The 11626-nt window shown below is 74.7% G+C and carries 10 protein-coding genes; 3 read left to right on the top strand and 7 right to left on the bottom strand.

Annotated elements, in window-relative coordinates; all coding sequences use genetic code 11:
• Window positions 1-66 precede the first annotated feature (66 nt).
• Window positions 67-2199, top strand: a complete 2133-nt coding sequence (locus ACPFP2_RS17630) for a transglycosylase domain-containing protein (RefSeq protein ID WP_424090261.1) — start codon at window positions 67-69, stop codon at window positions 2197-2199.
• A gap of 114 nt (window positions 2200-2313) precedes the next feature.
• Here the strand turns inward: ACPFP2_RS17630 and ACPFP2_RS17625 are convergent, their stop codons facing one another.
• Both ACPFP2_RS17625 and ACPFP2_RS17620 read right to left on the bottom strand, forming a co-directional pair.
• Window positions 2314-2883, bottom strand: a complete 570-nt coding sequence (locus ACPFP2_RS17625; RefSeq protein WP_424090260.1) for a GNAT family N-acetyltransferase — start codon at window positions 2881-2883, stop codon at window positions 2314-2316.
• Complete coding sequence (locus tag ACPFP2_RS17620; protein ID WP_424090259.1) at window positions 2880-4256, bottom strand: cobyrinate a,c-diamide synthase; 1377 nt, start codon at window positions 4254-4256, stop codon at window positions 2880-2882. Before ACPFP2_RS17620 ends, ACPFP2_RS17625 begins: the two co-directional genes overlap by 4 nt.
• A 172-nt stretch (window positions 4257-4428) precedes the next feature.
• Here ACPFP2_RS17620 and ACPFP2_RS17615 point away from each other — a divergent pair, with 172 nt between their 5' ends.
• Window positions 4429-5247: an SURF1 family protein gene (locus tag ACPFP2_RS17615; protein WP_424090258.1), complete on the top strand. Its 819-nt coding sequence runs from the start codon at window positions 4429-4431 to the stop codon at window positions 5245-5247.
• Between the two features lie 74 nt (window positions 5248-5321).
• On the opposite strand, the gene ACPFP2_RS17610 is transcribed toward ACPFP2_RS17615, so the two are convergent.
• The 4 genes from ACPFP2_RS17610 to ACPFP2_RS17595 all read right to left on the bottom strand — a co-directional run bounded on the left by ACPFP2_RS17610 (window position 5322) and on the right by ACPFP2_RS17595 (window position 9437).
• The gene (locus ACPFP2_RS17610) at window positions 5322-6914 is read right to left on the bottom strand and encodes an ATP-dependent DNA ligase (RefSeq protein ID WP_424090257.1); all 1593 of its coding nucleotides are present in this window, start codon (window positions 6912-6914) and stop codon (window positions 5322-5324) included.
• 120 nt (window positions 6915-7034) lie between these two features.
• Window positions 7035-7241 carry a hypothetical protein gene (locus ACPFP2_RS17605; protein ID WP_088975693.1) on the bottom strand — a complete coding sequence of 69 codons (207 nt, stop codon included), beginning with the start codon at window positions 7239-7241 and terminating at the stop codon, window positions 7035-7037.
• A gap of 144 nt (window positions 7242-7385) precedes the next feature.
• Window positions 7386-8738 (bottom strand): dipeptidase, encoded by a 1353-nt coding sequence (locus ACPFP2_RS17600; RefSeq protein ID WP_424090323.1) that lies wholly within the window; start codon window positions 8736-8738, stop codon window positions 7386-7388.
• A gap of 36 nt (window positions 8739-8774) precedes the next feature.
• On the bottom strand, window positions 8775-9437 hold the full coding sequence (locus tag ACPFP2_RS17595) for a uridine kinase family protein (RefSeq protein WP_424090256.1): 663 nt from the start codon (window positions 9435-9437) through the stop codon (window positions 8775-8777).
• 112 nt (window positions 9438-9549) lie between these two features.
• Between ACPFP2_RS17595 and ACPFP2_RS17590 the strand changes: the two genes are divergently transcribed.
• Window positions 9550-9951 (top strand): rhodanese-like domain-containing protein, encoded by a 402-nt coding sequence (locus ACPFP2_RS17590; RefSeq protein ID WP_424090322.1) that lies wholly within the window; start codon window positions 9550-9552, stop codon window positions 9949-9951.
• 35 nt (window positions 9952-9986) lie between these two features.
• On the opposite strand, the gene ACPFP2_RS17585 is transcribed toward ACPFP2_RS17590, so the two are convergent.
• Window positions 9987-11531, bottom strand: a complete 1545-nt coding sequence (locus ACPFP2_RS17585; protein WP_424090255.1) for a cobyric acid synthase — start codon at window positions 11529-11531, stop codon at window positions 9987-9989.
• Window positions 11532-11626 lie beyond the last annotated feature (95 nt).

Raw genomic sequence — 11626 nt, 5'->3', positions numbered from 1 at the left:
CCGGACCCTCCGGCCCGTTTATGAATTCTTCTCATTTCCGAATCGGAAATGTCATAACTTGGGGCCGTGAGCAACCGACCCCTTGCTGCCGCTGGTCGTTCCGTTCCACTCCTGCGCGCCGGCCTGATCGCCGGCCTCGTCGTGGCCGCCCTGGCCTACCCGCTGGCCGCCGTCACCGGCATCGGCGCGAAGGCCACCGCGCACGCCATGGAACAGAAGACGGACATCCTGCGCACCGCCATGCCGGCCGAGACGTCGTACCTCTACGCCCCCGACGGCAAGACGATCCTGACCATGTTCTACGAGGAGTACCGGCAGTACACGAAGCTGTCGGACATGTCGCCGCACATCCAGCAGGCGATCGTCGCCGCCGAGGACAACCGCTTCTACCAGCACCACGGCGTCGACCCGAAGGGCGTCGCCCGCGCCTTCGTGGCCAACGCCCGCTCCAGCGGCGTCTCCCAGGGCGCCTCCACGCTGACCATGCAGTACGTCCGGATGGCGCTGCGGGACAGCGCCAAGACCCCGAAGGAGGTCCAGGAAGCCACCCAGCAGACCAGCCTGCGCAAGGTCAAGGAGATGCGGATGGCGCTGGACATCGAGAAGGAGCTCACCAAGGAACAGATCATGGAGCGCTACCTCAACTCGGCGTACTTCGGGCACCGGGCGTACGGCATCTACGCCGCCGCGCAGATCTTCTTCTCCAAGACCCCGGCCACCCTCACCCCGGTCGAGGCGGCCACCCTCGCCGGGCTGGTCAAGTCCCCGTCGGCGTACGACCCGATCAGCTCCGACCAGAAGGAGGCCACCGGACGACGCAACTACGTGCTCGACCGGATGGCCCAGCTCGGCTACCTGTCCCCGGACGCCGTCGCGGCAGCCAGGGCCGAACCGATCCGCACCCGGGTGACCGACCCGGCCAACGACTGCGCCTCGATCGACAAGCGGTACCAGAGCTGGGGCTTCGCCTGCGACTACGTGAAGAACTGGTGGAGCGCGCAACCCGCCTTCGGCGAGAACCGGCTGGAGCGGATGGACAAGCTGCGCCGGGGCGGCTACCGCATCGTGCTCAGCCTCGACCCCAAGGTCCAGGCGGCGGCCGAGAAGAACGTCGGCGCCAAGGAGAACGTGGGCAGCCCCTTCGCCAACGGCATCGTGGTCGCCGAACCGGGCACCGGCCGGGTCAAGGCGATGGCCGTCAACCGCAACTACTCGCTGGACCTCAGCGAGAACGGGCCCAGCTCCAACCCGGAGGCCAGCCCCAACATCAAGGCCAACTACCCGAACACGGTGGCGCCCCTGCTCGGCGGCGGCAGCCTCCCCGGATACCAGGCCGGATCCACGTTCAAGATGTTCCCGATGCTGGCCGCGCTCGACGCCGGGATGACCCTGTCCACCGCGTTCGACTCGCCCCACCGGTACCACTCGCAGGTGTACGACGGCTGGTCGCCCTCCAACGCCAGCGGGGCGATGACCGGACGGCAGACCATGTGGTCCGGCTTCGGCAAGTCGGTGAACACCTACTTCGTCTGGCTGGAGGAGCAGGTCGGCGCGGACCGGGCGGTGCGCATGGCCGAACAGCTCGGGCTGCGCTGGCGTACCGACGTGGACCGGGAGCACGCCTCCCCGGCCAAGGCCAAGAAGTGGGGCGCGTTCACCCTGGGCGTCTCCGACGCCACCCCGCTGGAGATGGCCAACGCCTACGCCACGGTCGCCGCCGACGGGCGGTACTGCGAGGCGATCCCGGTCAACTCGATCACCAACCGTGACGGCACGCCGGCCACGTACCGGACCGCGAGCGGCATCGAGCGGGAGATCGCCAAGCCCCGCTGCCGGCAGGTGGTCAGCGCCGACGCGGCCCGTGCCGCCACCGACGCCGCCCGCTGCCCCACCGGCGACACCCCGGCCAAGGGCAGCTGCGGCGGCTGGTCGACGGCGGACAGCGTCCGGGGCACGGTGGGCCGTCCGGTGGCCGGCAAGACCGGCACCACGGACAGCACCCGGTCGGCCTGGTTCGTCGGCTACACCCCGGAACTCGCGGCGGCCAGCTTCATCTCCGACCCGGACAACCCGTTCAACGCCGTCGGCGACGGGCAGTCCCAGATCCCCATCCAGGCGGTCGCCAACACGCTCAAGGAGGCGCTGAAGGGCAAACCCGTCCGCCAGTTCACCCCGCCGTCGGACGCGATCGTCGGCTGACCGCCGGCCCTCGAGGGTGGCCACGCGCTCTGCGTCAGGAACGGTGCGGTTCCTGACGCAGAACCCTGTCCGGGCCCGGCGCAGCTCGGTGGCGGTCCGGCGCAGCTCGGCGGTTCAGTGCAGGTCGGCGGTGACCAGGGACCACAACTCCAGGTCGACCCGGGCGCCCCGGACGAAGCCGGCGTTGCGCAGCAGGCCCTCGTAGCTGAAGCCGGCCTTCTCGGCCACCCGGCGCGACGCCGTGTTCCCCGGCGCCACCCGCAGCTCCACCCGCTGCAGGCCGTGCTCCAGGATCAGCGCGATGGCCAGCGCGTCCACCGCCTCGGCGGCCAGGCCGTACCCGCGCGCGTGCGGGGCGATCGCGTACGACACCTCGGTGAGCCGGGCACCCCAGTCGGTACGCCGGGTCCAGAGGCAGCCGACCACCCGGTCGTCCTCCCGGCGCAGCACCGCGTAGTGGTCCCCGTCGCCGCTGTCCCGGCGCTGCCGGGCCAGGTCGGTGCACCAGGCCAGCCCCTCGATCTGCCCGGCCGGGTCGGCCAGCGGCAGCCAGCGCTGGGTCTGCCGGTCGGCGAAGACCTCGTCCACCGCCTTCGCGTCCGCGGCCCGCAGCTGACGCACCTCGGTACGTGGGGTGGAGACCGTCAGCTCCGGGAAGCGGCGGACCGCCACCTGCCCGATCACGCCGGCGCCCCGACGCCCTCGGCCACCCCGGCCGCCGTCACCAGCCGGCTCGCGATCGCCGGATCAGCCGCCCAGTGCAGGCCGAGCTGCGACGCGTGCACGCCCCGCCAGACGAACCCCTCGGGGGTGCCGCCCTCCCAGCTCCACGCCGGGTGCTCGCCGGCACGCGGACTGAGCACCGCCGCGTGCTGCTTGTAGCCGACCATCGCCGCCCCCGCGTCGGCGACCACACTGGCCGTACGGGCCGTCGCCTCCCGGTAGCCGACGACCATGCCGTCCCGGCTCGTCCCGACCGCCTCCAGCACCCCGCACATCGGTGCGCCGTCCAGTTCGCGGGCCAGCCAGAGCAGGCCGGCGCCCTCGGCGAGCAGCGGACGGCCGGTGCGGGCCAGCTCGGCCACCGCGATGCAGAGCCGGCGGTTGGCGGAGAGCTCCCGGGCGTACGACTCGGGCAGGCCGGCGCCGACGACCAGCGCGCGGGTGCCGGCGGGCAGGGCCTCGTCGCGCAGCGGGTCGACGGCGACCACCTCGGCCCCGGCGGCGCGCAGCAGCTCGGCCGTCTCGGCGTAGCTGTAGCTGCCGCCCGATCCGCCGGCCAGCGCCACCAGCGGTGGCCGACCACCGCCCGGCTCGACCGGCGCGACCACCGGTGACCATGGCTCCACCGCCAGGGCCGGGGCGGACCGGGCCAGCGCGAGCAGCCGGTCCAGCTCGACGGTGCCGGCCACCGCCTCGCCGAGCCGGCGCACCGCCCGCGTAGCCTCCGCGTCGCCCCGGAGGACCGGCAGCACCCCGTGCCGCCGGGCGGGCAGCACCGGGGGCAGCTCGTGGCGGCGCAGGACCCCGTAGACGGGGACGTCGATGTCGTCGAGCGCCTCGCGCAGCATCGTCTCGTGCCGCGGCGAGGCGACCTGGGTGAGGATCACGCCGCCCAGCCAGAGCTGCTCGTCGTACGACCGGAAGCCGTGCACCAGGGCGGCCACCGACTGCCCCATCGCGGCCACGTCCACCACCAGCACCACCGGGCTGCGCAGCGCGGTGGCGACGGCGGCCGTCGACTCCGCCTCGGGGCGGCCGGAGACCGAGTCGTAGAGGCCCATGGTGCCCTGGACCACCGCCAGGCCGGCGCCCGCGGCGCCGTGCGCGAAGAGCGGCCCGAGCCGGTCGGCCCCGACCAGCCGGGGATCCAGGTTCCGCCCCGGCCGCCCGGCCGCCAACCCGAGGTACGCGGCGTCCACGTGGTCCGGCCCGACCTTGAAGCCGGCGACGTCCACGCCGCGGTCGGCGAGGGCGGCGAGCAGGCCGATGGAGAGGGCGTTCGTGCCGTGTCCGGAGGACGGCGCGCTGAGCACGAGGCGCGGCACCGCGGTCATCATCGACTCCTCGCAGGAGACAGGGGGTGGCGCACGGACGACCGGGAGGAACTCGGACGGTGATCCGCTCGCGTGACCATACCCGCCCGGACCGACGCGTGGCGGCCTCCGGGCGGCCCTGGTCCGGGGCCGTCGCGGTCAGTGGCCGCGGTCATACGGGTAGCCTCGTGCTGTGTACCGGTTCCTGCTGACCCCACGCTGGCTGGGCATCCTCGCGCTGACCCTGGTCGCCGCCGCGGTGATGGTCCTGCTCGGCAACTGGCAGCTGGCCCGCTACGAGGAGCGCACCGCGGTCAACGAGCGCATCGACGCGGGCAGCCGGGGGACCCCGGCGCCGCTGCGTGACCGGGTGCCGGCGCCCACCGACGGCGCGGGCACGACCGGGCCCGCCCCGGCCGAGGAGGCCGAGTGGAGCCGGGTCACCGCCACCGGCCGGTACGACCCGTCGAACGTGATCCTGGTCCGGGGCCGGACGGTGGACAGCACGGTCGGCTTCGAGGTGCTCGTCCCGCTGGTGCTCGCCGACGGCAGCGCCCTGCTGGTGGACCGGGGTTGGATCCCGCCCGCCCCGGGTGCCGGCGCGCTGACCGCGCCGGAGGTGCCCGCCCTGCCCACCGGCGAGGTGACGGTGATCGGCCGGGTGCACCCCACGGAGACCGGCGGCAGCGGGGTGGGCCGGCGCGACGGCCGGCTGGAAACCCGCCGGGTCACCGTCGACAAGCTGGCCCGCGAGCTGCCCTACCCGGTGCACGGGGCGTACCTGCTGCTCGACGAGCAGACGCCGGCGAACGACCCGGCCTTCAAGGCGGTGCCGATCGGGCACGCCAACAACTGGCAGAACCTCGGCTACGTCGTCCAGTGGTGGATCTTCGCGGCGATGACGTTGGTCGGCTACGGCTGGGTGGCGCGGCGGGAGGCCCGCCGGGCGGCCGGGCTGGACAAGCCCAGGCCGCCGGTCGACCGGGCCGCCGAACCGGCCACGCCCGCCTGACCTCACAGCCCGCCGGGGTCGCGGGTGAGCGGTGCCGCGCCGGCCCGGTCGCGGGCCGCCGGGCGCGGGGGCCCTCAGCCGCCGGCCCGCCCGGCGTGGATCGCCCGGACCATGTCGATGGTGTCCGCCTCGGCGGCGGTCTTGTCCTCCCGGTAGCGCACCACCCGGGCGAAGCGCAGCGCCATCCCGCCCGGGTACCGCGTACTGGTCTGCACCCCGTCGAAGGCGATCTCGACCACCTGCTCGGGACGGACCCGCACCACCCAGTCGCCGCGCTCGACGGCGAGGCCGAGGAAACGCTCGGTCTGCCACCGCAGCAGCTCGTCGGTGAGCCCCTTGAACGTCTTGCCGAGCATGACGAAATCCCCCGTACCCGGATCACGCGCGCCGAGGTGGAGGTTGGACAGCCAGCCCTGCCGGCGGCCGCTGCCCCACTCGACCGCCAGCACCACCAGGTCGAGGGTGTGCCGGGGCTTGACCTTCACCCAGGCCGCGCCACGCCGGCCGGCGTCGTAGGGCGCCTCCGGCGCCTTCACCACCACCCCCTCCTGACCGGCGTCGAGCGCCGCGGCGAAGGCCGCGCCCGCCTGCTCGGCGTCGTCGACCTCCACCCGGCCGACCAGCAGGGACTCGTCGACCGCGCCGGCCAGGGCGGCCCACCGCTCCCGGCCGGGCCGGTCGATCAGATCCACGCCGTCGAGGTGCAGCAGGTCGAAGAAGTACGGCGTCAGCACCGTCTCGCCGGTGGTCTCGGCGGCGGCGAGCACCGCCGGGGCCACCGGGGCGGCGCCGGTGGTGCTGGGCGTGGCACGGCGGGCGGCCCGGCTGGAGGTCTGCTGGAACGGCAGCGGACGGCCGGTCGCGTCCAGCCCGATCGCCTCACCGTCGAGCACCAGCTCGCGGGCCGGCAACGCGCGGACGGCGGCGACCACCTCCGGCACCCGGGCGGTGATCTCGTCCAGGCTGCGGGTGAACACGGCGATGTCGCTGCCCGAGCGGTGCACCTGGATGCGGATGCCGTCCAGCTTGACGTCGACCACCGCCGGGGCGCCGGTGGCGTCGAGTGCCGCGTCGACCGTGGGGGCGCTCTGCGCCAGCATCGGGGCGAGCGGACGGCCCACCCGCAGCCCGAACGCGGCCAGCGCGGCGGCGCCCCCGCCGAGCGCGGCCGTCGCGACGGCGCGCAGGTCACCGGCGAGCAGCAGGGCACGGCGTACGGCGGCGACCGGCACCTCCGCGGCCCGGGCGATCGCCTCGGCGAGCAGCCCGGCCTGCGCCCCCTGGCGCAGCTCGCCGCTGAACAGCCCGACCAGCAGCCGCTGCTCGTCGGCGGTGGCGGCGGCGAGGAGCGCGCCCAGCAGCTCCCGGCGGTGGGCCTGGGAACCCGGCCCGCGCACCGCCGCGATCCGGTCGATCGCCGCGTCGACCTCGCCGACGGTCAGGGTCGGCTCGGCGGCCGGGGGCGGCAGGTCGCGCAGGCTGGCCCAGCCGACGCCGGTCTGTCGTTGGCGCAGCTCACCGGCGAGGTAGCCGGAGCCGGCCGGCACCTCGGCCGGATCGAGCGACCGCAGGGCGGCGGCGAGCAGCTCCACCTTGGCCCGCCGGCCGCTGGTGGCGCCGACGGCTGCGGAGGTGGCTGCCAGGTCGAGGAACCGCACGGACCTCATCCTGCCAGCCACCCCCGACACCACCCGGGCATTGCCGTACCCGGGCCGTCTTGCGGCAGTTCGGTCCACCCGGAGGGTGGCGACGCGTGACGACCTGACCGGGCGGACGGTCAGGGCGGGTCAGGCGGAGACGGGTTCCTCGATGCGCAGGCCCCGGGCGCGGACCTCGTCGGCGACCCGGGAGAGCACGCCGTCGAGGGCGACCAGCGCCGCGGAGAGCTCGCCGAGCTGTTCCTTGAGCGTGTCCTCGGGCCACGCGGAGACGTCGACGTCCCCCAGAGCACTCACGGCGGCTTCGAGCCGCGCCATCACGTCGTTCGTACGCATGTTCGAGAGGCTATAACAGCCGCGCGCCCGACACACCGCAAACTCCGACATCGACCCCGAAGTTACGGTTCCGCGACCTTTCCTCCCCGCGCGCCGGTCCGGCCGCCCGGTCGGGACGGCCGGACCCGCGCGGGCGGTGCGGGCCTAACCGGCCCGGCGTCCCGCCTCGGCGACCCCCGCCAGCAGCAACGCCTCGGCCAGGCAGACCCGGGCGAACTCGCCGAGGTGCAGGCTCTCGTTCGGGCCGTGCGCCCGGGCGTGCGGGTCCTCCACGCCGGTGACCAGGATCGCCGCCTGCGGGAACATCTCCTGGAAGGTGGCGATGAACGGGATCGAGCCGCCGACGCCGATGTCGACCGGATCGGTGCCGTCCCAGGCGGTACGGAAGGCCGAGCGGGCGGCGTCGAACATCGGCCCGGTCGCGTCGATGACGCACGGGTCGCCGTCGTGCTCGAAGCTCACCGTGACCCGGGCGCCCCACGGGGCGTGCTTCTCCAGGTGCGCGCGGAGCGCGTCGTACGCCCGCTTCGGGTCGTCACCCGGCGCCAGCCGTACGCTCAGCTTGGCCTTTGCCGACGGGACCAGCGCGTTGGGCGCCTCGCCGGTGGCCGGGGCGTCGACGCCGAGCACCGCCAGGGCCGGCTTGGTCCAGAGCCGGTCGGTGATCCGTCCGGTGCCGAAGAGCGACGCCCCCTCGACCAGACCGGCCTCGGCGCGGAACCGGTCCTCCGGGTAGTCGACGGCGGCGCCCTCCCGGCCGACCAGCCCTTCCACGGCGACGTCGCCGGCGTCGTCGTGCAGCGTCGACAGCAGCCGGACCAGGGCGGTCAGCGCGTCCGGCACCGCGCCGCCGAACATTCCGCTGTGCACGGCGTGGTCCAGGGTGCGGACCTCGACGAAACAGTTGACGATGCCGCGCAGCGAGGTGGTCAGGGCGGGCACGCCGACGTCCCAGTTGGTGGAGTCGGCGATCACGATGACGTCGGAGGCGATCTCCTCGCGGTGCTCGGCGAGCAGCCGCTCCAGGGAGTCGGAGCCGTACTCCTCCTCGCCCTCGATGAACAGGACCACGCCGACCGGGAGCTGGTCGCCGAAGGCGCGCAGCGCGGCCACGTGCGCCATGATGCCGGCCTTGTCGTCGGCGGCGCCCCGGCCGTAGAGCCGGCCGTCGCGCTCCACCGGCTCGAACGGGTCGGACTCCCACAGCGCCGGGTCCCCGACCGGCTGCACGTCGTGGTGGGCGTACATCAGCACGGTGGGCGCGCCGGCCGGGGCCGGCTTCTTCCCGATCACCGCGGGCTGGCCACCGGAGCGCACGATCCTCGTGTCCAGGCCGCACCCGCGCAGCAGCTCGGCGACCGCCTCCGCGGACCGCTCCACGTGCGAGTGGTCGAAGCCCTCGAAGGCGATGCCGGGGATGCGGACGAGGCGTTCCAGGTCGGCGCGGAGTCCGGGCAGCTCCCGCTCGACGGCGGCCCGGATCTCGGACTCGGACATGATCGGAGTGGTCATGACCGGCATCGTATGCCGGCCTTACCGCCTCGTACCGTCCGAGCCCGCGTCCGGGCCGGTCAGCCGCACGTAGTAGCGGCGGTCGGCGTGCGGCAGCGACGGGGCGCCGTCGACCACCAGGTCGGCGTGCGCGGCGGTGGCGTCGGCGGCGAAGTGGGTGCGCTCGCCCGCGTGCCAGCGGCGCAGCTCGGGCAGGATCGCGGCCCCGTCCCGGGTCACCGCGCGGCTCAGCCGCAGGCCGGTGGGCGCGGTGACGAAGACGGCGAGGCTCAGCTCCGGCCGGATCGCCGCGCGCGCCGCGCTCACCCCCTCCACCAGCAGCACCGGGGCTACCGGCACCGGCACCGCCCGGCGCAGGAAGGCCCGCCGCACCCAGCTGTACCGGTGGTACGCGCCCGGCCGGCCGGCCCGCAGCGGCGCCAGCACGCACTCCTCCAGCCGGGGCCAGAAGGTGAGCTGGTCGTCCCAGCCGTCGAGCAGGTCGTCGGTGTGCACCACCGGTGGACGCGCGCCGTCCGGGAGTTCGGCAAGGGCGTCCGCGAGCCGCGCGGCGAAGACGCTCTTACCCGCACCGCTCGGCCCGTCGACGGCCACCAGTCGGGTACGCCCGAGCCGCGCCGGCCGGGCCAGCACCCGCCGGGCCAGCGTCGCGTACGCCTCGACCACCGCCACCGCCACCGTCACGGACGTGACGCTAGTGGGTGTCCCCCGTGAGTTGGGTTCCACCGCCGGTGGCGGCGTTCGCCGGTGGGCCGACGCCGGTGACCGGCATGATCTGGACGTGCTCAATGACGTGATGAGTCCGGGCGTGGACGCCCTGCTGGAACAGGCTCGTGCCGGGCTGCGCCGGCTGAGCCCGCTGGAGACCGTCGAGGCGGTACGCGCGGGCGCGCTGCTGGTCGACACCCGCGCCGAGGCACAGCGCCGCGAGCAGGGCGAACTGCCCGGCGCGATCGTCATCGAGCGGTCCGTGCTGGAGTGGCGGCTCGACCCGGCCAGTGAGTGGCGCATTCCCGAGGCGACCGGCTACGACCGGGAGATCGTCGTGGTGTGCCGGCAGGGGTACAGCTCCAGCCTGGCCGCCGCGAGCCTGCAGGCGCTGGGGCTGCGCAACGCGACGGACATGATCGGCGGGGTGCAGGGGTGGCGGGAGGCGGGCCTGCCGCTCAACGACGGCCCCGCCGACGTCCGCCCCTGACGTCAGCGACCCGCTGCCCCCCGTGGGGCGCCCGGTCAGGCGGCCGGTGGGGCGCCGGGTGGGATGAACGGCAGGTCGGCCGGCGGCCCCGACTCGATCAGCCGCCACAGGGCGTCGGTGTCCAGGTGCTCCTCGACCAGGTCGCCGAGCAGGTCCAGGGAGCGTTCCCGGGCGGCGGCGAAGGCGGTGTCCGGGGCGACCCGGAACCCGTGCCGCCCCGCCGTGCGGGCCACCTCGGTGAGGAAGCGCCGGCGGAACTCGTCGGATTCGAACGCCCCGTGCCAGTGGGTGCCGTACACGGCGTCGAGCCGGGCTCCCTCGCCGCCGCCGTCGGCGTACGTGAGCAGCGGGGTCAGGGCCGGGTCGGCGGTCGAGACGTACCCGTGGTGGATCTCGTAGCCGCGGACCGGGACGGCGTCCGAGGCGGTGCCGACGGACTGCCGGACGGTCTTGCGCGGGTCGAAGGTGATCTCGACGGGGAGCAGGCCGAGGCCGGGGACGCTGCCCCGGCGGCTCTCCACCGGGTCGTGGATGGCCCGGGCGAGCATCTGGAAGCCGCCGCAGATGCCGAGCAGCGGCCTGCCGGCCGTCGCGTACGCGGTGACGGCGTCGGCCAGGCCGGTCTCCCGCAGCCAGGCCAGGTCGGCGACGGTGGACTTGGACCCGGGCAGGACGACCAGGTCGGCGGCGGCCAGTTCGGCGGGCTCGACGGTCAGCCGGACCCGGACGCCGGGCTCGGTGGCGAGCGCCTCGACGTCGGTGGCGTTGCTGATCCGGGGCAGCCGGACGACGGCGACGTCCAGCCAGTCGGTGCCGTGCGGGGCGGCGGGCCGGCCGAGCACCCGCCCGTAGGCCAGCGAGTCCTCGGCGTCGAGCCAGAGGTCGAGGTGCCAGGGCAGCACCCCGTACGCGGGCCGGCCGGTCACCCGGTGCAGCATGTCCAGCCCCGGCTGGAGCAGACCGAGGTCGCCCCGGAACTTGTTGATCACGAAGCCGGCGATCAGTGCCTGGTCGGCCGGGTCGAGCAGGGCCACCGTGCCGAACATGGCGGCGAACACGCCGCCACGGTCGATGTCCCCGACCACGATCGTGGGCAGGCCGGCGTGCCGGGCCAGCCCCATGTTGACGTAGTCGCCGGCGCGCAGGTTGATCTCGGCCGGGCTGCCCGCGCCCTCGCAGATCACCACGTCGTACGTTGCGCGCAGCTCGTTCAGTGCCGCGTACGCGGTCTCGGCGAGCCGGGGGCGCAGCTGCCGGAAGTTGCCGGCGGTGACGGTGTCGACGGCCTCGCCGAGGAGCACCACCTGACTGGCCAGGTCGCTGCCCGGCTTGAGCAGCACCGGGTTGAACCGCAGGTCCGGGGCGAGGCCGCAGGCGGCCGCCTGCATCGCCTGGGCCCGGCCGATCTCGCCGCCCCGGCCGTCCGGCCCGACCACCACGGCGGAGTTGTTGGACATGTTCTGCGCCTTGAACGGCGCGACCTTGACCCCGCGCCGGTGCAGCCAGCGACAGATGCCGGCGGTGAGCACGCTCTTGCCGGCGTCGGAGGTGGTGCCCGCGACCAGCAGACCGCCGCTCACCGGCCCCTCCCCCGCCGCGGGCCGGCGGCATCGGGCTTCGCCGGCCCGACCGCCCCGGGCAGGCCGGCACCGGCGGTGCGGCCGGTGCCGACGAC

The organism is Micromonospora citrea (assembly GCF_049629545.1).
In the GTDB taxonomy this organism is placed as follows: Bacteria; Actinomycetota; Actinomycetes; order Mycobacteriales; family Micromonosporaceae; genus Micromonospora; species Micromonospora citrea_A.
This window is presented reverse-complemented; position numbering and strand designations above follow the sequence as displayed.

Coding starts and splice junctions, on each gene's coding strand:
- ACPFP2_RS17620 (WP_424090259.1), bottom strand. CDS start 4,256: ATGACCGCGGTGCCGCGCCTCGTGCTCAGCGCGCCGTCCTCCGGACAC.
- ACPFP2_RS17610 (WP_424090257.1), bottom strand. CDS start 6,914: ATGAGGTCCGTGCGGTTCCTCGACCTGGCAGCCACCTCCGCAGCCGTC.
- ACPFP2_RS17605 (WP_088975693.1), bottom strand. CDS start 7,241: ATGCGTACGAACGACGTGATGGCGCGGCTCGAAGCCGCCGTGAGTGCT.
- ACPFP2_RS17600 (WP_424090323.1), bottom strand. CDS start 8,738: ATGTCCGAGTCCGAGATCCGGGCCGCCGTCGAGCGGGAGCTGCCCGGA.
- ACPFP2_RS17590 (WP_424090322.1), top strand. CDS start 9,550: ATGAGTCCGGGCGTGGACGCCCTGCTGGAACAGGCTCGTGCCGGGCTG.